The organism is Rhodococcus ruber NBRC 15591, from assembly GCF_001894945.1.
GTDB lineage: Bacteria > Actinomycetota > Actinomycetes > Mycobacteriales > Mycobacteriaceae > Rhodococcus > Rhodococcus ruber.
On record NZ_BCXE01000007.1, the window covers coordinates 53,727 to 74,965 of the forward strand.

The window sequence follows — 21,239 nt, forward strand, 5'->3', positions numbered from 1 at the left end:
CGAATCCCCCGATCGGCCGTGCCGGGCACCACTATGCCGCATGTCGCGGTCCGTGTCTCGAGTAGCATTACGCATCTTTCCCCGGGGCTGTCCGGCCTCGGGGCTGTCCGGCCGCCGGGGCGGAACGTGCCCGAGCGCAGCGGTCCGCCGCGAATTCCGCCTTTCCGGGGCACGGGAACGTCCCGGCGTGTCACGCTCGAACCATGAAGACTCGGACTGCTGTGGTGGCGGCGGTCGCCGCCCTCTTCCTCCTCACCTCCTGTGGATCCGACGACGAGACGTCGGCGCCGGCGAGCACGACCCGCCCGGCCGGCAGCGTCGCCTCCAGCGTCGTCGAACGTGCCGTCGACGCGGCGAAGCTGGGGACGTTCGTCGCGACGTTCCGGACGGGATACCCGAACCTGGCCGACGGCAGGGACGATGCCTCCATCGAGGCGATCGTCACCGAAACCTGTCCGTTGATCGACGACGGTGCGAGCGACGAGGAGATCCGCGACAACGTCGCCGAACTGTCCACCAACGGTGCGGTCGCCCCCACCGATCAGCAGGTGGACCGCATCACCCAACTCGTTCGCGCCGCCTGCTGACGGCGTACCCGGTGCCGTTGCGGCGCAACGTTGTCGGCCCCGTCCGTTACCGTCCCGGCCATGGCACTGAACATCGGCATGATCACCTTCGACAGCGCCGACCCCGGTCCGCTCGCCACGTGGTGGGCCGAACAGACCGGCGGCCGGATCGAACAGGACAACGAGGGCTGGTTCTTCGTCGTCGGAATGCCCGGCACTCCACAGAAACTCGGGTTCCAGAAGGTTCCGGATCCGATGCCGGGCAAGAACCGGATCCACCTGGACCTGGTGGCGCCCGACCTCGACGCCGAGGTGAGCCGGCTCGTCGAGGCGGGTGCGAGCGAGGTGCACCGCCAGGACATGGGCGGGTTCCGGTGGGTGACGCTCGCCGACCCGGACGGCAACCAGTTCTGCGTGGCGAGCACCCCCTGAGGTCTGTCGGAAGAGCGTCGAGGTTCTCCGGAAGAGCGTTGACGTCTCACCCTTCTCGGGGCGGCACGCCCATCGAGGCGGCATGCTCGCGCAGGTACTCGCGCAGGTAGGGCATGGTGAAGTCGAGCCGGCCGTAGCCGGCGGGTTCGACGAGTTCGGCGTTGATCAACCGGAGCCGGTACTGGCTGGCGTAGGTGCCGTTCACTCCGAGGCGTCGTGCGACGTCGCCGATCCGGCTGGGACCGTCGTCGACCGCCATGGCGACGAGGAAGCTGCGGTCGATCTGCGACAGATCGGCCAGGCTCGGCTCGAGCACGAGCGAGCCGATCCGCCGGCGGGCGGCCGCGATGCCGTCGGCGACATCCTCGGCGGTGATGTGTTCCCGGTCCGGACGGCGGCGCCACACGTTGTGGCCCACCAGCTGGATCAGGAAGGGATATCCGCCGGTGGCGGCCGCGGCCGTGCGGCACTGCTCGTCCGCGATCGAACGTCCCGACTCCTCGACGGGGACGCGGATCGCCTCGGCGACGTCGTCGAGGGACACGGGGCCGAGGACGTGCCGGTCGGCGCGGCGCAGGAACGTGACGACGTCGTCGCTCAGCAGGTCGCTCACCGCGGCCGGGAGGCCGGCGCCGACGAACGCCAGCTCCCGCTCCTCCCGGAACGCGTGCTGGACGACGGCGCCGAGCTCGCGCAGGTCGCCACTGCGCCGGCGGTGCATCTCGTCGACGCTGATCAGCAGCCCGGTGCCGTGGCCGGCCAGGATGCCGGTCAGCTCCTCGAGCTGCCGGCGCAAGCCGGCCTCGGGCCGGCCCTCCGCGACGTCGGTCCAGCTCACCGAGACCCCGGCGACGGACCCGCCGGTCAGCCGGCGCCGGGCCGGTGGGTCGCGATGCTCGTGCAGCAGCCGGGGCAGGTGCTCGCGGGTGAGCCGGTCGACGAGCCCGGGGGTGGCGGTCTCGGAGATCACCAGCCAGCCCCGGCGGCGGGCCTGCTCCTCGGCCTGGTTGAGCATCACGGTCTTCCCGACCCCGCGTGCACCGGTGTAGAGGGTGGCGCGTCCGGGCGCGCCCGGACCGTCGTCGAGCGAGGCGCCGAAGTCCTCCACCAGGTCGCCGCGCCCCACGAGCAGGGGCGGCGTCACCCCGAACGACGGTCTGAACGGGTTCCGCACCCGGCCAGCGTAGCCGGATTTTTAGCTCCTTTTAGTTCTTTTGGTGCTTTTAGCGGTGTATAGCGGTGCGGGCGGTGCGAGGATGCACCCATGCCTACGACCACCGCCGCCGACGCCCAGGGCCTGTGCAACTTCGTGGATCTGTCGCCGTCGCCGTTCCACGTGTGCGCAACCGTCGCCGCCGCTCTCGCCGACGCGGGCTTCACGCAGCTCACCGAGACCGAGGTGTGGCCGAGCGAGCCCGGCCGCTACTACCTGCTGCGGGGCGGTTCGCTGATCGCGTGGAGCACCGAAGGCGCCGACGGCGACCCCGCCCGCCCGTTCCGGATCGTGGGCGGGCACACCGACAGCCCCAACCTGCGGGTCAAGCAGCATCCGGACCTCACCTCGGCGGGCTGGCAGCTGGTCGGCCTCGAACCGTACGGGGGAGCCTGGCTGAACTCGTGGCTGGACCGCGATCTCGGCATCTCCGGCCGGCTCACCGTACGGACCGGCACCGGGGCCGAGGACGTCCTCGTGCGCGTCGATCGGCCGATCCTGCGCGTGCCGCAACTCGCCATCCACCTGTCGGAGGACCGCAAGGGCGTGCAACTGGATCCGCAGCGCCACGTGAACGCGGTGTGGGGAGTGGGCACCGCGCCGCGGTCCTTCCTCGCCTTCCTCGCGGAGGCCGTCGAGGTGGAGGCCGACGCGATCCTGGGCTGGGAGCTGATGACCCACGATCTCGCCCCGTCCACCCTGATCGGGGCGGATGCGGACCTGCTCAGCGCGCCGCGCCTGGACAACCAGGGCACCTGCTACGCCGGGACCGCGGCGCTGCTCGCGGCCGTCGGCCACGTCGCCGGGAACGGTGGCCCGGCGCCGGTGCTCGCGTTGTTCGACCACGAGGAGGTCGGCAGCATGTCCGACCGCGGGGCGTTCTCCGACCTGTTGACCACCGTGCTCGAACGGGTCGTGCTGGCCCGGGGGGGCGGCCGCGAGGACTTCCTCCGGACGATGGCCGGCTCGGTGGTGGCCTCCGGAGACATGGCTCATGCCACCCACCCGAACTACCCCGACCGCCACGAGCCCGCCCACCGCATCGCGGTGAACGGCGGCCCCGTGCTCAAGGTCAACCAGAACCTGCGCTACGCCACCGACGCCGCCGGCGCCGCTGCCTTCGCGCTCGCCTGCGAGCAGGCCGGAGTGCCGCTGCAGCGCTACGTGCATCGCGCCGACCTGCCGTGCGGTTCGACGATCGGCCCCATCACCGCCTCCCGGACCGGACTGACGACCGTCGACGTCGGGGCCCCGCAGCTCGCGATGCACTCGGCGCGCGAACTCATGGGAACGAAGGACGTCACCGCGTACGCCCGCGCGCTCGAGGCGTTCCTCACTCCGCCCAACTGACCGGCACGGTGCGGCATCCGGTGCCAGACTGAGGGGACAACACGCCCGACCGCGAACGGTGGTGATCCTGTGACCGGCCCGTCGTTCCCCGACCATCTGCTGACCCTCGCCGAATGGGCGGAACTGCCCGAGTACGAACAGTTCCACGTCGAGGTCTGCGAGGGGGTCCTGTCGGCGTCGCCGCGGCCCGGGTACCTGCACCAGCACGTCGCGTTCGGGCTGGTCGCCCAGCTCGCCGACCAGCTGCCGAAGGAACTCGCCGTGCTCGGCGACGTGGAGGTGCTGCTCACCGAGACCCCGCTGACGGTGCGCTGCCCGGACGGCATCGTCGTCGACCGCGCACTGGTGGATGCCGATCCGGACCGCGCGACGGGGACCGACGTCCGGCTGGTGGTGGAGGTCATGGCCGAGGGCTCCGTCCGCACCGACCGCGTCACCAAGTTCTCCGAGTACGCCGAGGCCCGTATCCCCGTGTACTGGATGATCGACCTCGTCGAGCCCGCCACGCTCGGGGTGTTCGTGCTCGACGACGGGTGGTATCGCTACGAGGGCGAGTACACGGGCAAGGTGACGCTCCCGGTCGCGGGGCACCGCGTGAGCGTGGACCTCGACGCCTTGACGGCGGTGCGGCCGCCCCAGCGGTCCGCACCGGTGGACGGCGCCGGGCGTGCACCCGGATAGACTGGCCGCGGCAGCGCGCGCCCGGCCTGCCGTTTCGATCCCAGAGTGAAGGGACCCGACGCCCAGTGTCACCGCAGGTGGATACCGTCACCCACGCCGCCGAAACCCCCGAAGTCGCCCAGCCCTTCCGTGAGCTGGGACTGAAGGACGACGAGTACGCCCGCATCCGGGAGATCCTGGGCCGTCGTCCCACGGATGCCGAGCTGGCCATGTACTCGGTGATGTGGTCCGAGCACTGCTCCTACAAGTCCTCCAAGGTGCACCTGCGGTACTTCGGGGAGACCACCACCGACGAGATGCGGGCCTCGATGCTCGCGGGCATCGGTGAGAACGCCGGCGTCGTCGACATCGGCGACGGCTGGGCGGTCACCTTCAAGGTCGAGTCCCACAACCATCCGTCCTACGTCGAGCCGTACCAGGGTGCCGCGACCGGTGTCGGCGGCATCGTCCGCGACATCATGGCGATGGGTGCCCGTCCGATCGCGGTCATGGACCAGTTGCGCTTCGGCGCCGCGGACGCGCACGACACCCGGCGCGTCGTCGACGGCGTGGTCCGCGGCATCGGTGGGTACGGCAACTCCCTCGGCCTGCCCAACGTCGGCGGCGAAACCGTCTTCGACGCCTCCTATGCCGGCAACCCCCTGGTCAATGCGCTGTGTGCCGGGGCGATGCGCACGGAGGACCTGCACCTGGCGTTCGCGTCGGGCACGGGCAACAAGATCATCCTGTTCGGCGCGCGCACGGGCCTCGACGGCATCGGCGGCGTGTCCGTCCTGGCGTCGGAGACCTTCGACGGTGACGAATCCGGTTCCGGACAGGAAGCCGGCCCCTCGAAGTCCCGCAAGAAGCTGCCGGCGGTGCAGGTGGGGGATCCGTTCACCGAGAAGGTGCTCATCGAGTGCTGCCTCGACCTCTACCGCGAGAAGCTCGTCGTCGGCATCCAGGACCTCGGCGGCGCCGGCCTCGCCTGCGCGACCTCCGAGCTGGCCGCCGCCGGCGACGGCGGCATGCACGTCGCGCTCGAGCGGGTTCCGATGCGCGCGACCGGCATGACCCCCGCCGAGGTGCTCTCGAGCGAGTCCCAGGAGCGCATGTGCGCCGTCGTGACACCGGAGAACGTCGACGCCTTCATGGCCGTGTGCAAGAAGTGGGACGTGCTGGCCACCGTGATCGGCGAGGTCACCGACGGCGACCGGCTCGTCATCGACTGGCACGGTGAGACCGTCGTCGACGTGCCGCCGCGCACCGTCGCGCACGAGGGCCCGGTGTACCACCGCCCGGTGCAGCGCCCGGAGTCCCAGGACGCGCTCGTCGCGGACACCACCGCGGGGCTGAAGCGGCCGCAGGCGCCCGAGGAACTGAAGGCGACCCTGCTGAAGATGATCGGCTCGCCGCAGCTGTGCAGCCGCAAGTGGATCACCGAGCAGTACGACCGCTACGTCCGCGGCAACACGGTGCTCGCCGAGCACGCCGACGCGGGCGTGATCCGCGTCGACGAGCAGACCGGCCGCGGGATCGCGCTCGCCACCGACGCTTCGGGCCGCTACACCCAGCTCGACCCGTACGCCGGCGCGCAGCTCGCCCTCGCCGAGGCCTACCGCAACGTCGCCGTCACCGGTGCCACCCCGAAGGCCGTGTCCAACTGCCTGAACTTCGGCTCGCCCGAGGATCCGGGCGTGATGTGGCAGTTCCAGCAGGCCGTGCGCGGTCTCGCCGACGGGTGCGCGCAGCTCGGCATTCCCGTCACCGGCGGCAACGTCAGCTTCTACAACCAGACCGGGGCCACTCCGATCCTGCCGACCCCGGTCGTCGCCGTGCTCGGCGTGATCGACGACGTGCACCGCCGCATCCCCACCGGCCTCGGCCTCGAGCCGGGCGAGACGCTCATCCTGCTGGGGGAAACCCGCGACGAGTTCGACGGCTCGATCTGGGCGCAGGTCGAGCACGATCACCTCGGTGGCGTCCCGCCGAAGGTCGACCTCGAGCGGGAGCGGCTGCTCGCCGAGATCCTCACCGCCGCCTCGCGCGACGGCCTGGTCTCCGCCGCCCACGACCTGTCCGAGGGCGGTCTCGCGCAGGCGGTCGTCGAGGCCGCGCTGGCCGGCGAGACCGGCTGCCGGATCCTGCTGCCGGAGGACGCGGACCCGTTCGTGACCCTGTTCTCCGAGTCCGCCGGCCGGGTGCTGGTGGCGGTGCCGCGCACCGAGGAGACCCGCTTCACCGGCATGTGCACGGCGCGCGACATGCCGTGGGTGCGGATCGGGGTCGTCGACGAGGGCTCCGACTCCGTCGAGGTGCAGGGTCTGTTCTCGGTCACGACGGCCGAACTGCGCGAGGTCTACGAGGGCACACTTCCGGCGTTGTTCGGGTGAGCGATGGTCGGTTCCCAGGTCGATCGGCTGGCGTCGATAGAGGCCCGGCAGGGCCGGATCATCGACGCGGTCACCGAATTCGGTGACCGCCACCCCCACACCGCCCAGGTGTGGGGGGCACTGAGCCTGGATTTCACCGGCATCGCCTTCGCGGCCCTGTTCTTCTGCTGGTCGCTGACTCCGTCGCTGCTGCCTCGCGACTGGTTGTTCCAGGGGCTGATCGGCGGCATCAACGTCGCCATCGGCTACGGGGTGGGATGTGCCGTCGGCTGGGCCGGCAACCGGCTGCTGGCGAAGCGGCCGTGGTGGCCACCGCCGCTGCCCGTGCTGCGGGCGATCAAGGTGGCGGTCCCGGTCGCCGCCGTGCTCGCGTCGCTGGTGGCGCTGGTGTTCGCGTCGCGGCAGCAACGCCAGCTGGCCGCGCTGATGAACGCCGAGGGCACCACGACCAGCGGGTATCTGCGGACCCTGGTGCTCGCCGCCGCCGTCGCGCTCACCCTGATCGCCACCTGGCGCGGCCTGCGCGAACTCGCGGGGATCGTCGCGTGGCAGCTGGTGCGGCGTCTGCGCATACCGCCGGGGGCCGCGCGTTCGCTCGGTGCGCTGCTGGTGGTGCTGGTGGTGTTCATGCTCATCGACGGTGTGCTGGCCCGGGGCGCCTACGCGGGACTGAACTGGGTGTTCGGCATCCACAACAACGAGACCCGGCCGGGAGTCACGCAGCCGCTCGTGCCCGAGAAGTCCGGGAGCCCCGAGTCGTTCGCGGCGTGGGACACCCTCGGCTACCAGGGGCGCGACTTCGTCGGCCGAGGTCTCGACGCCGCCGAGCTGACCGCGATCAACGGTGTCCCGGCCCGGGAACCGATCCGGGTCTACGCGGGACTCGAGACCGCCGACACCCCCGAGGCGCGTGCCGACGTCGTGATCGACGAGCTCGAACGCACCGACGCGTTCGACCGCGAGGTGCTCGTGATCATCCCGACCACCGGAACGGGATGGGTCAATCCGACCGCGGCGATGATGATGGAGCTCGTCCACAACGGCGACGTCGCCCTCGTCGCGTGGCAGTACTCGTACATGCCGAGCTGGATCTCCTTCCTCGCCGACCGTGAGAAGGCCGCGGCCGCCGGCGACATGCTCATCGATCGGGTTCACAACCGGTGGCTCGCCCAGTCCGCCGAGCATCGGCCGGAGCTGTATGTGTACGGGGAGAGCCTCGGAACCCAGTCGGGGGAGGGCGCTTTCGGCACGGTCGCCGCGATCCGCGACACCGTCGACGGCGTCCTGTGGGTCGGCCCGCCCAACTCGAACCGCCTGTGGCGCCAGCTCGTCGACCGCCGAGACCCGGGCACGACCGAGGTCGAACCGGTGTACGCGGACGGCCTGGTGGTGCGCTTCGCCGACGACCGCGCGTCGATCGGGGAGCCCGACACCCCGTGGCTGTTCCCCCGGATCCTGTACCTGCAGCACGCGTCCGATCCGGTGGTGTGGTGGTCCCCGGACCTGATCGTCAGCCGGCCGGACTGGCTGTCCGAACCGCCCGGCCCCGACCGGCTTCCGCAGATGCGCTGGTTCCCGTTCGTGACCTTCTGGCAGGTCTCGGCGGATCTGACCAACGCCGCCGGGGTGCCCGACGGGCACGGTCACAACTACGGCACCACGGTGCTCGACGGCTGGATCGCGGTCACTGCGCCCGACGGCTGGACCGAGGCCGACACCGAGCGGGTGCGGTTCGCGCTGACCGTCATCGACGATCTGCAGGGACCGGAGAAGTGAGCCGGCCGGGACGGAGTCACCGCCGGCCGTGGCTCGGTCCGGCGGTCGCCGCGGCGGTCGTGGGCTGGGGCGCGGTGCTGCCTGCCACCCGGATCGGGCCGCGCGGGCGCGCCGTGCTCTCGGCGACCGTCGGCACCGCCGCGGTGTTCGCGGCCCGGGCCGCGGGCGTCGAGCGGGGCATGCTGGGACTGGATCCGCGGCATCTCGTGTCCGGCGCGCGGTGGGGTCTGGCCGCCGCCGCCGTCCCGCTGGCCGCGTACGCAGGCATGCTCGCCGTCCCGTCGCTGCGGGCCCGGCTCGTCGACGAAGCCCGTGCCGAACGCGAGGACTTCTACGAATGGGTGGGGCTGCACATTCCGTTCGGCACCGTCGCCGCCGAGGAGCTGCTGTTCCGCAGCGTTCTCACGGCGCTGCTCGGTCCGGGCACGGCGGGGTCCGGTCTGCACGCGGCGGCGTTCGGGCTGTGGCACGTGCAGCCCGCACGGGACGCCGGTCATCACGTGCTCGGCACGGTGCTCGTCACCGGACTCTCGGCGGTGGTCTTCGACCGGCTGCGCCGCCGCAGCGGCAGCGTCCTCGCACCTGCCCTGCTGCACCTGGCACTCAACGTCGGCGGGGCCGTGGCGGTGCGGCTGGCGGGACTGCCCGCCGAGGACGACGACGCCGCCCGGCGTAGCTAGGCTGGCTCGCCGTGGCACCGCGCAAACCCGTCGACCCCGCCGAGCTCCGCGCCGCCGTCCTGCGGGTCGGTCCGTGGCTGCGGGACGAGACGGTCGACGCACCGGTCCGCGCCGACCTCGCGGCGGCGGTGCGCCTGACCGCTCGCGCCCTGGAGCAGGCGGCGCCCGGATCCAGCGTCGAGGTGCGGGTGCCGCCGTTCGTGGCGGTGCAGTGCATCGAGGGGCCCCGCCACACCCGGGGGACCCCGCCCAACGTCGTCGAGACCGGCCCGCGGACGTGGCTTCGTCTGGTCACGGGACTCGTCGATTTCGCCGACGCCGCCGCCGCGGGATCGCTGGACGCGTCCGGGAGCCGTGCCGCGGAGATCGCGCACTGGATGCCGCTGTTGCGGTTGTGAGCGCAAGGGCTGGGAACGGCGGAGGAGGCCCCGGTGACCCGTCGGAGCGGGGCATCGTCGGCCGACCCGTAGAATGGCCTTGCCTCTCTTTTGTCCAGCCCCCAGGGAGCACCCCGGTGACCAGTGCCGATCTGTCGGTTCACACACGTAATCTCCTCGCAGCCGAGGAACCCGAGAACGAACCTCGTGAGGAGTGCGGAGTCTTCGGAGTCTGGGCTCCGGGCGAGGATGTGTCCAAGCTCACGTACTACGGCCTCTATGCGCTGCAGCACCGGGGGCAGGAGGCGGCCGGTATCGCCGTCGCCGACGGCTCTCAGGTCCTCGTGTTCAAGGATCTCGGGCTGGTGAGCCAGGTCTTCGACGAGCAGACCCTCGCCGCCATGTCCGGGCACATCGCGATCGGGCACTGTCGCTACTCGACCACCGGGTCGACCACCTGGGAGAACGCCCAGCCGATCTTCCGCACGACCGCGGCCGGCACCGGCGTCGCGCTCGGCCACAACGGCAATCTGGTCAACACCGCCGAACTCGCCCAGCGTGCCCGGGAACTGGGCCTCGGCGACGACCGGCGGGCGGTCACGGCCACCACCGACTCCGACATCGTCGGCGCGCTGCTCGCGCACGCCGCCGCCGACAGCACGGTCGAGCAGGCGGCCCTCGAGCTGCTGCCGACCCTGCGCGGTGCCTTCTGCCTGACCTTCATGGACGAGCACACGCTCTACGCGGCGCGCGACCCGTGGGGAATCCGGCCGCTGTGCCTGGGCCGCCTGGACCGCGGCTGGGTCGTGGCCAGCGAGACCGCCGCGCTCGACATCGTCGGCGCGTCCTTCGTGCGCGACATCGAGCCCGGCGAGCTGCTCGCCATCGACGCCGACGGCGTCCGCTCGAGCCGCTTCGCGAACCCGGAGCCCAAGGGCTGCGTGTTCGAGTACGTCTACCTCGCGCGGCCGGACTCGACGATCGCGGGCCGCTCGGTGCACGCCACTCGCGTGGAGATCGGCCGGCGACTGGCCAAGGAACACCCGGTCGACGCGGACCTGGTCATTCCGGTGCCGGAGTCGGGCACCCCCGCCGCCGTCGGCTACGCGCAGGGCTCGGGGATCCCCTACGGCCAGGGCCTGATGAAGAACGCCTACGTGGGCCGTACCTTCATCCAGCCGAGCCAGACCATCCGCCAGCTCGGCATCCGGCTCAAGCTCAACCCGCTGCGCGAGGTCATCCGCGGCAAGCGGCTCGTCGTGGTCGACGACTCGATCGTGCGTGGCAACACCCAGCGGGCCCTGATCCGGATGCTCCGCGAGGCCGGTGCGCTCGAGATCCACGTGCGGATCGCGTCGCCGCCGGTGAAGTGGCCGTGCTTCTACGGCATCGACTTCGCATCCCCGGCCGAGCTGATCGCCAACGGCGGCGGCACCCGCGACGCCTCCGAACGGACCGGGCACGACTTCGACGAGATGGTGGAGATGGTGCGCCGGTCGATCGGTGCGGACTCCCTCGGATACATCTCGATCGACGGGATGATCGGCGCCACCGAGCAGCCCGCCTCGCGCCTGTGCGCCGCGTGCTTCGACGGGCACTACCCGATCGCGCTGCCGAAGGAGCACGCCGTCGGGAAGAACGTGCTCGAAGGGATGCTCGGCGGGGCCGCGGGGGCCACGCCGGCGCTCGACAACGACAACGCGGACGCCTTGAGCCGTCCCTAGACCCGCCCGCCGTCGCGAGGACGGCGGCCCCGGTTTCGCGTCGTCGCGCGTCGGCGGTCCGGCCCGGTCGGGTACCTTGAGGTGCGCGATCGGCGGGCTTCGGCGTGCGTTCGCGTGCCCGGCAGCGATGCCGATACACCTGTTCACCACAACTCGAGGCTGGAGCCGACAACCCATGACCGAGGACACAACCCCCGGAGCTTCCTACGCAGCGGCGGGCGTGGACATCGAGGCCGGCGATCGAGCCGTCGAACTGTTCGCGCCGCACGCGAAGAAGGCGACCCGCCCGGAGGTGCTCGGCGGCCTCGGCGGATTCGCGGGGCTGTTCGCGCTCAAGGGCGACTACAAGGAACCGCTGCTCGCGGCGTCCACCGACGGGGTCGGCACCAAACTGGCGGTGGCGCAGGCCCTCGACAAGCACGACACCGTCGGTCTCGACCTCGTGGCGATGGTCGTCGACGACCTCGTGGTCTGCGGCGCCGAGCCGCTCTTCCTGCAGGACTACATCGCGGTCGGGCGCGTGGTGCCCGAGCGGGTGGCCGAGATCGTCGGCGGCATCGCGGCGGGCTGCGTCCAGGCCGGCTGCGCCCTGCTCGGCGGCGAGACCGCCGAGCATCCCGGCGTGATGGCCGACGGGGACTACGACCTGTCCGCCACGGGTGTCGGCGTCGTCGAGGCCGACCGGCTGCTCGGGCCCGACCGGGTGCGCCCGGGCGACGTGGTGATCGCCATGGGTTCGTCGGGGCTGCACTCGAACGGATACTCGCTGGCCCGCAAGGTCCTTCTCGACATCGGCAAGATGAGCCTGACGGCGCACGTCGACGAGTTCAGCCGCAGCCTCGGCGAGGAACTGCTCGAGCCGACCCGGATCTACGCGAAGGACTGCCTCGCGCTGGCCGCCGAAACCGAGGTCCGCACGTTCTGCCACGTCACCGGTGGAGGGCTCGCAGGCAACCTGGCCCGGGTGATGCCGAAGGGACTCGTCGCCGAGCTCGACCGGACCACGTGGAGCCCGGCCCCGGTGTTCGGGCTCATCGCCCAGCGCGGCCGCGTCGAGCGGACCGAGATGGAGAAGACCTTCAACATGGGCGTCGGCATGGTCGCGATCGTCGCGCCCGAGGACGTCGACCGGGCCCTCGCGGTGCTCACCGCGCGCCACATCGACTGCTGGACGCTGGGCACCGTGCGCAAGTCTCAGGACCAGGACGACGTGCGCGCCGTGCTCGTGGGCGACCACCCGCGGTTCTGACCCGGCGCCGGTCCGGAGCCGACACCGGAAACGGAGTCGGCACCGGAGCCGGATCCGACACCGGACACGCGTCGCACCGATACGCGCAGCGCCCGGGCCGTGCAGGACGGCCCGGGCGCTGCGCGTCGTGGTGACGAAGCTTTCCGGATCGCCTCACCTGCCGGCCGGGTGTCGCAACGGTGTGCGAGATCCGGCCGGCGAGGAGGGTGCCAGCGAAGGGGGGAGTCGGTGGTCCGACTCCCCCCTCCTGTGCGTGAGGCTCGGGTCAGCGACGCCAGTCGTCGTCGTAGTCGTCGTCCCAGGGGGAACGACCGTCCGGTCCGGAACGCTGGTCTGCGAAGACCTCGTCCCGGTGCGAGTTGGGTGTACCGCCAGACAACTCCCGCTGGAGGCTCTCGAAGTCGGTGGCCGGTGAGCTGTACTTGAGCTCCCGTGCAACCTTGGTCTGCTTTGCCTTAGCCCGGCCGCGGCCCATGGCTAACCCCCTCGCGCCTTGACGGGGCGGCCTGGGGAATTTGGCGGCCCCGGTTAATTGAGTATTTTCCTGGCCACCACTCTAGCGTGGAAAAGTCGGTTCCGCCTCCACACACCTGGTGGCGCCGGTGTCCGATTGGTCTCACCCACAGGCGACCTGGGCAAATGCGGGACGAGGCAGCGTTCAGAGCACTCCGGGGATCGCCCGGACCGTGCCGACCCGGATCCCACCGCCGAGCACCGGCTGCGACGCGAGCTCCGCGTGCTCCTCGGACCACGTCACTCCGAGGTGGTGCAGCAGGGCGGCGGTGAGGGGAAGGCGGGCCCGCTCGTGGCCGTCGTCGATCTTCAGTGCGAACGCGGTGCCGTCCGGCAGGGCACCCGCGTGCACGCCGTCCGCCCCGGCCTTGCACAGCAGTCCCGGCACCGCGGGCATCAACCGGGCGTCGTCCTTGCCGGTGCCCGAGACGAGGTGCGGATGACTCCGGATCGCGTCGGCCACGGCCCGTTCCGGCGTCCCGGGCCCGGCCGTCGCCAGCCGCGAATAGGCCCGGGCGAGATTGACCAGGGGCAGCGGCACGATCGGCAGGCCGCACCCGTCGATGCCGAGATCGGTGTCCTCGACGTCGCCCGCGAGGTCGAGGACCGTCTCGACCACGGCCTGCTGCAGCGGATGGGCGGAGTCGAGGTAGCCCGGCTCGTCCGCGCCGGCGCGGACGGGCCAGCCGTTCGCGGCGCACGTCGCGAGCATCGCGGCGTGCTTGCCGGAGCAGTTCATGTACACCGTCCGCCGGGGGTGACCGGCGGCGACGATCGTCGCCCGGGCCGGTTCGTTGCCCGGCAGATCCGGCGGGCACTGCAGGTCGTCCTCGGTGAATCCGTGCCCGGCGAGCAGCGCCTCCACCAGCCGGACGTGCCCGGCCTCGCCCTCGTGCGAGGCCGTCGCGATCGCGAGTTCCTCCGTCGAGCGGGGCACGAAGCCCTGCCGCAGCAGCGCCACCGTCTGCAGCGGCTTGTTCGACGACCGCGGATAGATCGGCGTGCGGATCTCGCCCAGTGCGAGCCGCACGTCGCCGGCCGGGTCGAGTACGACGAGCGAGCCGCGGTGCACGCATTCGCGGAACCCCGATCGCACCACTTCCACGAGTTCGACGCTCAATACTCCACCTGCACCTCTCGTCCGGCGACTCGTCTGCGAGCCTTGTCGGCGACACTAGGGGACAGGTCGTCCTGCTGCGCGAGCATCTCCGCGATCCGCGCCGGATCCCGGCCGGTGAACAGGTCCCGCACGGTCACGCCGTGTTCGGGTACGTGCACGACGAAGATCCCGTCGCCCGCCTCGACGGGGCCCTCGGCGAGCACCTTCAGATAGGCCCCGGTGTCGCCGCGCGCGGCGAACCGCCGCACCCAGCCCGGTTCCTGCGCCCACACCCCGAAGGTGCCGCACGGCGTGCGCGGCCCGGTGACCTCGAGGAGCAGACCGAGCGCGCCGATCCGCCAGCGCTCGCCGATCACCGCATCCGAGGCGGCGATCCCGCTCACGCGCAGGTTCTCGCCGAACCACCCCGCGGGCAGTTCGCGGCCGAGCTCGTCGGCCCAGCGACGTGCCTCGTCCTCGGCGTACGCGTAGACCGCCTTGTGGCGACCGCCGTGGTGGGCGGTGTCGCACTGCCGGTCGCCGGCCAGGCCGAGCCGGCGGACCTGCACGGGGCCGGTCACGGGACGCTTGTCGATGGCCGTGTGCGCGACACGACGGGTGCCGCTGACGCGGACGGTGTGCACCGTGCAGACCGCCTCGACCCGTCCGGTCGGCGGGTTCCGGTGGCTCACCGACCCCGGAGCCGTTCCACGGCGAGCCGGCCGGCCTGCACGGTGGCGTCGTCGGGGATCGAGTCCGGATCGATCGCCGCGGCGCAGGGCCCGGCGACGAGGGCCGTGCCGACGGGCACGTTCCGCTTGATCAGGGCCAGCGCGACGGGGCCGAGCTCGAAGTGGTCGACCACGGTGCCCAGCCGCCCCACGCCGCGGCCGTCGGCGGTCACCGGGTCCCCGGGTTCGGGCCGGCCCTCGGCGGAGCCGTCGAGGTGCAGCAGGACGAGATGCCGGGGCGGCTTGCCGAGATTGTGCACCCGCGCGACGGTCTCCTGCCCCCGGTAGCAGCCCTTGTCGAGATGGACGGCGCCGTGCTCGGCCGGGCCGCCGATCCAGCGGGCCTCGTGCGGGATGGTGCGCTCGTCGGTGTCGAGACCGATCCGCGGGCGGAGCGCGACGACGCGCAGCGCCTCGAACGCCCACGTTCCGGCCGGGCGGGCGCCGGCGTCGACCAGGGCGGCGAACACGTCGGTGAGCCGCTCGCGGGGGACGAGCAGGTCCCACGCGTCGTCGGTGGGCCAGGGCATGCGCCGGACGAGCCCGCCGCCGGGCAGGGCGACCGCGGCGTAGACGTCGGCGGGCAGGGCGTCGATGCCCAGCGCGGCCAGGACGGGGGCATCGCCGGCGCGCGGCCCGAGCAGGCTCAGCACGGCCATCTCGTTGCCGTCCCGCGGCTCGGCCTTGGACCAGAACACCATTCTGCTGAGGAACGTCAACAGGTCCGGCCCGCGCTGCGGTTCGGTGTCGATCCAGGTGACGCCGTCGAGGTCGGTCTGCACGAAGTGGTGCTCGACGCGGCCCTGCGCATCGAGGCTGAGGTTCTCCGCCGAGGTGCCGTCGGGCAGCTGCGCGACGTGCTGGCTGGAGATGGTGTGCAACCAGCTCAGGCGCTCCTCGCCGGAGATCGCGACGACGAACCGGGTCGAACGGTCGACGACGGCCACGCCGGTGAGGGCGGCCCGCTGTTCGCCGAACGGATCGCCGTAGTGCCAGGGCAGTCCCGTGTCCGGGGTGCCGGCCGGCGCGGGAACGGCACCGGGACGAGCGAGAAGTGGGCTGTCGGTCACAAAGGGAGTGTCGGCCACGACATCAGTCTAGGAGCGCGGGTCTGCGCCCGGCGGAATGGATAGGGTGTGCGCATGGCTGAGCGGGTGCTGGTGACGCTGGACGGCGAGGTTCGGGACGCGGACGTGCCGCTGCTGCACGCGGACGACATCGGGGTGCTGCGCGGCGACGGGGTGTTCGAGACCCTCCTCGTGCGCGGTGGGCGGGCACGGACCGTCGAGCAGCACCTGAGCCGGCTCGTGTCCTCCGCCGCGGCGGCGGGGCTGCCGACGCCCGACCGCGACGACTGGCGGCTGGCGATCGACGTCGCGGTCGAGCAGTGGGACGCGGAGCGGGAAGGGGCGTTGCGCCTGGTGTACACCCGCGGCCGGGAGGGTGGCAGTGAGCCGACGGCGTTCCTGTTGCTGACCCCGGTGGCCGAACGGGTGTACAAGGCCCGCGCGGACGGTGTGTCCGTGGTGACGCTCGAGCGCGGGTATTCGGTGGATCTCGCGTCGAAGGCGCCGTGGCAGCTGCTCGGCGCCAAGACCCTGTCCTACGCGACGAACATGGCGGCGCTGCGGCATGCGGAGTCCCTCGGGGCCGACGATGTGATCTACATCAGCAGCGAGGGTTTCGTGTTGGAAGGGCCACGTTCGTCGGTCCTCGTCGCGCGCGGGCGCACGCTGATCACCCCGCCGCCCGAGCAGGGAATCCTGCCCGGCACCACCCAGCAGGCGCTGTTCGACGTCGCGGGCGACCACAACTTCGTGGTGCGGTACGAGCCGGTCCGTCCTGCGGATCTCGTTGTGGCAGATGGCGTCTGGCTGGTCTCGAGCGTCGCGCTGGCGGCGCGGGTGCACACCCTCGACGGGCACGATCTGTCCCGGCGGTCCCTGGTCGGCGAGGTCGAGGCCCTGGTGGACGCCGCGGTCGAGTGAGCGCCGGATCCCCCGTCGCGGGCCGGTCCGGCGCACGCGAGCGCGGGGATGTGTCGGTCGACACCGTCGACGCTCCTGCCCACTTCTACTACTGTAAGTAGTAACAAGGTCACCGACGCGTGCGGCGGATGGTTCCTTGTGCACAGAGTCCGAGGCCCCGAGCCCGCGCCCCGGACTCGGAGCCTGTCCCTGGGCGTTACCTCGGAGTAGCCATGGATGTGTTGGACCTGTCCCGGTGGCAGTTCGGCATCACCACCGTCTATCACTTCATCCTCGTCCCGCTGACCATCGGTCTCGCCCCGCTCATCGCGGTCATGCAGACCATGTGGGTGGTCACGAAGAAGGACCACTGGTACCGCCTGACGAAGTTCTTCGGCAAGCTCTTCCTCATCAACTTCGCCCTCGGCGTGGCCACCGGCATCGTGCAGGAATTCCAGTTCGGCATGAACTGGAGCGAATACTCCCGCTTCGTCGGGGACGTCTTCGGCGCCCCGCTGGCGCTCGAGGGCCTGGTGGCGTTCTTCCTCGAATCGACCTTCCTCGGCCTGTGGATCTTCGGATGGGGCCGGCTACCGAAACTGGTCCACCTGGCGACGATCTGGCTGGTCGCGATCGGCGTGAACGCCTCCGCGTACTTCATCATCTCCGCCAACTCGTTCATGCAGCACCCCGTCGGCGCGACGTACAACCCCGAGACCGGGCGTGCGGAACTGACGAGCATCTGGGAACTGCTGACCAACAACACCGCGCTCGCGGCGTTCCCGCACACCGTCGCCGGGGCGTTCCTCACCGCCGGCACGTTCGTCGCCGGCATCGCCGGCTGGTGGATGGTGCGCAACATGCGCCGCGCCGCGCAGGCCGAGCCGGTCGAGGCCGACCGGCTCGAAGGCGAGGCCCGCGGCATGTTCCGGCCCGCCGCCCGGCTCGGCATGCTCGTGATGATCGTCTCCGGTGTCGCGCTCTTCGTCAGCGGCGACATCCAGGCGAAGCTCATGTTCGAACAGCAGCCGATGAAGATGGCGTCCGCGGAGTCGCTGTGCCACACCGAGACCGACCCCAAGTTCTCGGTCCTGACGATCGGTACGCACAACAACTGCGACGGCGTCATCCACGTCCTCGAGGTGCCGTACGTGCTGCCGTACCTCGCGCAGGGCGAGTTCACCGGCGTCACCCTGCAGGGCGTCGAAGACCTGCAGGACCAGTACGAGCAGCAATTCGGTCCCGGCAACTACCGCCCCAACCTGTTCGTCACCTACTGGTCGTTCCGCGCCATGATCGGCCTGGCCGCCGGGTCGGCAGCGCTGGCCGTCGCCGGTCTGTGGGTGACCCGCCGCGGCCGCGTCCCCGACCAGAAGTGGTTCGGCTGGTTGAGCATCCTCGCCATCCCCACGCCGTTCCTGGCCAACAGCGCCGGCTGGATCTTCACCGAGATGGGCCGCCAGCCGTGGGTCGTGCACCCCAACCCGACGGGCGTGGACATGATCCGGCTGACCGTCGACCAGGGCGTGTCGAACAACTCGGCCGGCGCCGTGATCGCCTCCCTGGTGGCCTTCACCGTCGTCTACGGTGCGCTCGGCGTCGTGTGGTTCTGGCTGATCCGCCGCTACACCCTCGAGGGCCCGCTGCCGCACGACGCTCACCCGCCGGGCGAGCACGACGACGAACCCGACGACACCGGCCGGCCCAAGCAGCTGTCCTTCGCGTACTAGGAGATCGGTCATGGGACTTCAAGAGGTCTGGTTCGTCCTGATCGCGGTGCTGTTCACCGGATACTTCGTGCTCGAGGGCTTCGACTTCGGTGTCGGCATGCTGATGCCGGTGCTCGGCCGCGGCCGCACCGAGACGGCCGACACCCGCCGCCGGGTGTTGCTCAACACCATCGGGCCGGTGTGGGACGGCAACGAGGTGTGGCTGCTGACCGCGGGCGGCGCGATGTTCGCCGCGTTCCCCGAGTGGTACGCCACCCTGTTCTCGGGGTTCTACCTGCCCCTGCTGCTGATCCTGCTCGGTCTCATCGTCCGGGTCGTGGCGATCGAGTACCGCGGCAAGATCGACGACCCCACCTGGCGGCGGCGCTGCGACTGGGGCATCGTCTTCGGCTCCTGGGTACCGGCCGTGCTGTGGGGCGTGGCGTTCGCGAACATCGTCCGCGGCGTCGCCATCGACGAGAACAAGCAGTACATCGGCGGCTTCTTCGACCTGCTGAACCCGTACGCGCTGCTCGGTGGTGCCACCACCGCGCTGGTGTTCGCGCTGCACGGCGCGGTTTTCATCGCCCTGAAGTCCGCCGACGAGGTGCGCGAGGACGCCGTGGCCCTCGCCGCACGTCTCGCCGTTCCGGCGGTCGTCGTTGCCGGATCCTTCGTGCTGTGGACGCAACTCGCCTACGGCAAGACCTGGACGTGGCTGCTCGTCGGCGCCGCGGCGGCTGCGCTGCTCGCCGTCGTCGCGCTCACCCGCGCGGAGCGTGAGGGCTGGGCGTTCGTGTTCACCACGGTCGCCATCGTCGGCACCGTCGTCCTGCTGTTCGGATCGCTGTTCCCGAACGTCATGCCGTCCACGCTGGGCGACACCCTGTCGCTGACGATCGAGAACGCGTCGTCGAGTCCGTACACACTGAAGGTCATGACGTGGGCGGCGGTGATCGTCACGCCGGTGGTCCTGATCTACCAGGGCTGGACGTACTGGGTGTTCCGTCAGCGCATCTCCACCAAGCACATCCCGAAGTCCATCGGTCTGTCGCTCGGGGCGAAATGACCGCGCCCGCCGACGCCGCGGTGCGTCCGTTCGGCTCCGCTCCCGGAGCGGCGGATGCGCCACGGCGTCGCGGGCCGATCGACCCGCGGCTGTGGCGCTACTCCGCCACCGCCCGCGGCTACCTGGTGCTCACCCTCGTCACGGCCACGATCAACGTCGCGATGATCGTCGTGTCCGCGCTCGCGATCGGTGCGGTCCTCGCGGGGGTGCTCACCACCGGCACCGCGGAACTCGGGGAATGGCGGACCGAGTTGCTGGTCCTGGCGGGGGCCGTCACCGTGCGCACCCTGGTCACGTGGGTGCAGTCCCGGTTCGCGCACCGTTCGGCGAGCCGGGTCGTCGCCGAACTCGAGCACGAGGTGCTCGCGGCGGCGACCCGGCTGCCGCCGCGGGAACTCGAACCACGCCGCGACGAGATCGCCACGGTGCTCACCCGCGGGCTCGGCGGGCTGTCGGAGTACCTCACCGGATACGTGCCGGCCCTGCTGCTCGCCGTCACGCTCACCCCGATCACCGTGGTGGTCATCGCATTCCAGGACCTCACCTCGGCGATCATCGTCGTCGTGACGCTGCCACTCATCCCGGCGTTCATGATCCTCATCGGGCTGCTGACCAAGGGCAAGGCCGACCGCACGCTGCAGACCATGACGACGCTCTCGGCCCAGCTGCTCGACCTGATCGCCGGTCTGCCCACGTTGCGCGCACTCGGCCGGGAACAGGGCCCGGCAGAGAAGGTGCGCGAGCTCGGCGACGACCACCGTCGCACCACCATGTCCGCGCTGCGCGTGGCGTTCCTGTCCGGGACCGTGCTCGAATGGCTCGCCACCCTCTCCGTCGCGCTGATCGCGGTGAGCATCGGTCTGCGCCTCGTCTACGGCGACATGGCCCTCGAGGCCGGCGTCGTCGCGCTGATCCTCGCCCCCGAGGCGTACCTGCCGCTGCGCACGGTGGGCGCGAAGTTCCACGCCGCCGAGGACGGCAAGGCGGCTGCCGAGCGCGCATTCACGATCCTCGACCGCGCGGCCGCCACCCCTTCGGCCACCGCCGGTGCCGGATTCGATGCGACCTCGGCCGAGCTGACGTTGACGAATCTCAGTGTCGCGAGCCGCGACGGATACGCCCCGCACCGGCTCGATGCGGTGTGCCGGCCGGGCGCCGTGACCGTGCTGGCCGGGGCGAACGGTGCCGGCAAGTCGACGGCCCTGCTCGCCGTCCTCGGACTCGCGGAGCCGGCGGAGGGGAGCGTCGAGGTCGGTGGTCGTCCCGTGACGGCCGACGACGCATGGTGGGAGCAGGTGGCCTGGCTGCCCCAGCGGCCCGTGCTGCTCCCCGGTACGCTGGCGGACAACCTGCGCCTCACGGGCGTGGATCTCACCACCGACGGACTCGAAGAGATTTGTGCGGCAACGCGATTCGATGAAGTGCTCGACGAGTTGCCCGGCGGCTGGGACACCGTCGTCGGCGCCGAGGGCAGCGGACTGTCGCTCGGGCAGCGGCAACGGCTCGCCCTCGTCCGCACCCTCGCCGCGGACCGTCCCGTCCTGCTGCTGGACGAGCCCACCGCCCACCTCGACGACGCGACCGAGACCACGGTCCTCGAGACGGTGCGGGAACTGGCGCGTCGCGGACGCACCGTGGTGATCGTGGCGCACCGCCCCAGCATCCTCGCGATCGCCGACTCCGTCGTTCGGGTCGTCTCCGACTCCGGCGTTCGGGTCGTCTCCGACTCCG

18 protein-coding genes and 1 pseudogene are annotated in these 21,239 nt (G+C 71.3%); 14 read left to right on the top strand and 5 right to left on the bottom strand.

Annotated elements, in window-relative coordinates; translation table 11 throughout:
- Positions 1-221: 221 nt before the first annotated feature.
- The gene (locus RR3_RS05895; RefSeq protein ID WP_010593842.1) at positions 222-587 is read left to right on the top strand and encodes a hypothetical protein; all 366 of its coding nucleotides are present in this window, start codon (positions 222-224) and stop codon (positions 585-587) included.
- Positions 588-647: 60 nt separating this feature from the next.
- Positions 648-998 (top strand): VOC family protein, encoded by a 351-nt coding sequence (locus tag RR3_RS05900; RefSeq protein WP_017680640.1) that lies wholly within the window; start codon positions 648-650, stop codon positions 996-998.
- 46 nt (positions 999-1,044) lie between these two features.
- On the opposite strand, the gene RR3_RS05905 is transcribed toward RR3_RS05900, so the two are convergent.
- A complete protein-coding gene (locus RR3_RS05905; RefSeq protein WP_228287179.1) occupies positions 1,045-2,142 on the bottom strand; it encodes an ATP-binding protein in 1,098 nt (365 codons plus the stop codon).
- 120 nt (positions 2,143-2,262) lie between these two features.
- On the opposite strand from RR3_RS05905, the gene RR3_RS05910 reads away from it, so the two are divergent.
- The 8 genes from RR3_RS05910 to purM all read left to right on the top strand — a co-directional run bounded on the left by RR3_RS05910 (position 2,263) and on the right by purM (position 12,420).
- Positions 2,263-3,561 (top strand): M18 family aminopeptidase, encoded by a 1,299-nt coding sequence (locus tag RR3_RS05910; RefSeq protein ID WP_010593846.1) that lies wholly within the window; start codon positions 2,263-2,265, stop codon positions 3,559-3,561.
- A gap of 69 nt (positions 3,562-3,630) precedes the next feature.
- Positions 3,631-4,242 carry a Uma2 family endonuclease gene (locus RR3_RS05915; RefSeq protein WP_010593847.1) on the top strand — a complete coding sequence of 204 codons (612 nt, stop codon included), beginning with the start codon at positions 3,631-3,633 and terminating at the stop codon, positions 4,240-4,242.
- 65 nt (positions 4,243-4,307) lie between these two features.
- Positions 4,308-6,614 (top strand): phosphoribosylformylglycinamidine synthase subunit PurL, encoded by a 2,307-nt coding sequence (gene purL, locus RR3_RS05920; RefSeq protein ID WP_017680642.1) that lies wholly within the window; start codon positions 4,308-4,310, stop codon positions 6,612-6,614.
- A gap of 3 nt (positions 6,615-6,617) precedes the next feature.
- A complete protein-coding gene (locus tag RR3_RS05925) occupies positions 6,618-8,390 on the top strand; it encodes an alpha/beta hydrolase (protein ID WP_010593849.1) in 1,773 nt (590 codons plus the stop codon).
- Positions 8,387-9,070: a CPBP family intramembrane glutamic endopeptidase gene (locus tag RR3_RS05930; RefSeq protein ID WP_010593850.1), complete on the top strand. Its 684-nt coding sequence runs from the start codon at positions 8,387-8,389 to the stop codon at positions 9,068-9,070. Before RR3_RS05925 ends, RR3_RS05930 begins: the two co-directional genes overlap by 4 nt.
- Positions 9,071-9,081: 11 nt before the next feature.
- Positions 9,082-9,468, top strand: a complete 387-nt coding sequence (locus tag RR3_RS05935) for a sterol carrier family protein (RefSeq protein WP_010593851.1) — start codon at positions 9,082-9,084, stop codon at positions 9,466-9,468.
- 116 nt (positions 9,469-9,584) lie between these two features.
- The gene (gene purF / locus RR3_RS05940) at positions 9,585-11,171 is read left to right on the top strand and encodes an amidophosphoribosyltransferase (RefSeq protein ID WP_010593852.1); all 1,587 of its coding nucleotides are present in this window, start codon (positions 9,585-9,587) and stop codon (positions 11,169-11,171) included.
- Between the two features lie 175 nt (positions 11,172-11,346).
- A complete protein-coding gene (gene purM, locus RR3_RS05945; protein WP_026137732.1) occupies positions 11,347-12,420 on the top strand; it encodes a phosphoribosylformylglycinamidine cyclo-ligase in 1,074 nt (357 codons plus the stop codon).
- A gap of 265 nt (positions 12,421-12,685) precedes the next feature.
- On the opposite strand, the gene RR3_RS05950 is transcribed toward purM, so the two are convergent.
- The 4 genes from RR3_RS05950 to ygfZ all read right to left on the bottom strand — a co-directional run bounded on the left by RR3_RS05950 (position 12,686) and on the right by ygfZ (position 15,851).
- Positions 12,686-12,895: a DUF3073 domain-containing protein gene (locus RR3_RS05950; RefSeq protein WP_003936528.1), complete on the bottom strand. Its 210-nt coding sequence runs from the start codon at positions 12,893-12,895 to the stop codon at positions 12,686-12,688.
- Positions 12,896-13,078: 183 nt separating this feature from the next.
- Positions 13,079-14,053 carry an asparaginase gene (locus RR3_RS05955; protein ID WP_017680644.1) on the bottom strand — a complete coding sequence of 325 codons (975 nt, stop codon included), beginning with the start codon at positions 14,051-14,053 and terminating at the stop codon, positions 13,079-13,081.
- Positions 14,050-14,724: an MOSC domain-containing protein gene (locus RR3_RS05960; protein WP_017680645.1), complete on the bottom strand. Its 675-nt coding sequence runs from the start codon at positions 14,722-14,724 to the stop codon at positions 14,050-14,052. The genes RR3_RS05955 and RR3_RS05960 overlap by 4 nt, the downstream gene beginning before the upstream one ends.
- The gene (gene ygfZ, locus RR3_RS05965; protein ID WP_026137733.1) at positions 14,721-15,851 is read right to left on the bottom strand and encodes a CAF17-like 4Fe-4S cluster assembly/insertion protein YgfZ; all 1,131 of its coding nucleotides are present in this window, start codon (positions 15,849-15,851) and stop codon (positions 14,721-14,723) included. Before ygfZ ends, RR3_RS05960 begins: the two co-directional genes overlap by 4 nt.
- A gap of 54 nt (positions 15,852-15,905) precedes the next feature.
- On the opposite strand from ygfZ, the gene RR3_RS05970 reads away from it, so the two are divergent.
- The 4 genes and pseudogenes from RR3_RS05970 to cydD all read left to right on the top strand — a co-directional run.
- Entirely contained in the window at positions 15,906-16,751 is an 846-nt protein-coding gene (locus tag RR3_RS05970; protein ID WP_017680646.1) for an aminodeoxychorismate lyase, read from the top strand.
- Between the two features lie 212 nt (positions 16,752-16,963).
- On the top strand, positions 16,964-18,460 hold the full coding sequence (locus RR3_RS05975; protein WP_017680647.1) for a cytochrome ubiquinol oxidase subunit I: 1,497 nt from the start codon (positions 16,964-16,966) through the stop codon (positions 18,458-18,460).
- 10 nt (positions 18,461-18,470) lie between these two features.
- Entirely contained in the window at positions 18,471-19,508 is a 1,038-nt protein-coding gene (gene cydB, locus RR3_RS05980; protein ID WP_017680648.1) for a cytochrome d ubiquinol oxidase subunit II, read from the top strand.
- Positions 19,505-21,211: pseudogene (gene cydD / locus RR3_RS05985) on the top strand (thiol reductant ABC exporter subunit CydD); the annotation flags it as partial. The gene cydB and the pseudogene cydD, both read left to right, overlap by 4 nt.
- Between the last annotated feature and the right edge of the window lie 28 nt (positions 21,212-21,239).

Bases quoted from the DNA above. Each gene is read 5' to 3' on its own strand.
- purM (WP_026137732.1), top strand. From the start codon at position 11,347: ATGACCGAGGACACAACCCCCGGAGCTTCCTACGCAGCGGCGGGCGTG.
- RR3_RS05950 (WP_003936528.1), bottom strand. From the start codon at position 12,895: ATGGGCCGCGGCCGGGCTAAGGCAAAGCAGACCAAGGTTGCACGGGAG.
- RR3_RS05925 (WP_010593849.1), top strand. From the start codon at position 6,618: ATGGTCGGTTCCCAGGTCGATCGGCTGGCGTCGATAGAGGCCCGGCAG.
- cydB (WP_017680648.1), top strand. From the start codon at position 18,471: ATGGGACTTCAAGAGGTCTGGTTCGTCCTGATCGCGGTGCTGTTCACC.
- RR3_RS05900 (WP_017680640.1), top strand. From the start codon at position 648: ATGGCACTGAACATCGGCATGATCACCTTCGACAGCGCCGACCCCGGT.
- RR3_RS05970 (WP_017680646.1), top strand. From the start codon at position 15,906: ATGGCTGAGCGGGTGCTGGTGACGCTGGACGGCGAGGTTCGGGACGCG.
- RR3_RS05910 (WP_010593846.1), top strand. From the start codon at position 2,263: ATGCCTACGACCACCGCCGCCGACGCCCAGGGCCTGTGCAACTTCGTG.
- RR3_RS05975 (WP_017680647.1), top strand. From the start codon at position 16,964: ATGGATGTGTTGGACCTGTCCCGGTGGCAGTTCGGCATCACCACCGTC.